Annotated in this window: 1 protein-coding gene; it reads left to right on the forward strand. The window is 77.1% G+C overall.

Annotation, left to right across the window (positions count from 1 at the left end):
• Positions 1-105 (forward strand): hypothetical protein (locus FNQ90_RS28740; protein ID WP_182608603.1); only part of this gene is annotated, 105 nt, incomplete at its 5' end.
• Between the last annotated feature and the right edge of the window lie 331 nt (positions 106-436).

A 436-nucleotide genomic window follows, 5' to 3' on the forward strand; every position in this document is an offset into this window, starting at 1 on the left:
GACACGGTCTCCGACGAGAAGGACCTGGCGACCCAGCTGTCGATCATGGAGCCGTTCCTCCAGGCGTACTTCCCCTTCGCCTGCCCCTACGAGCGGGAGGCCTGAGCGGGACTCCCGGCACCGCCGCGGGGCCCGGGGTGGGACGCGGTTCCGTCGCACCCCGGGCCCCGCGGCGTTCCGCTTCCCCGCGAGCGGCGGCGGAACGGACGCGCCGGGGCCGGGCCGGTCGGTTCCCGCCCGGACGGGGCCCGACCGCTCGGGACCGCCGCCCCCACAGCAGGCGCCACGGCAGCACCGCCGCCTCCCACTGCACCGCCGCCGACAGCTTGGAGTCCCCGGCACGGCGGGCTCCGAAGCGGATCGGCACCTCCACCACCCGTACCCCGCGCACCACGGCCCGGTGCTTCAGCTCCACCTGGAAGGCGTGGCCGGCCCC

Origin of the sequence: Streptomyces alkaliphilus (assembly GCF_014141535.1) — a bacterium.
Taxonomy (GTDB): domain Bacteria; phylum Actinomycetota; class Actinomycetes; order Streptomycetales; family Streptomycetaceae; genus Streptomyces; species Streptomyces alkaliphilus.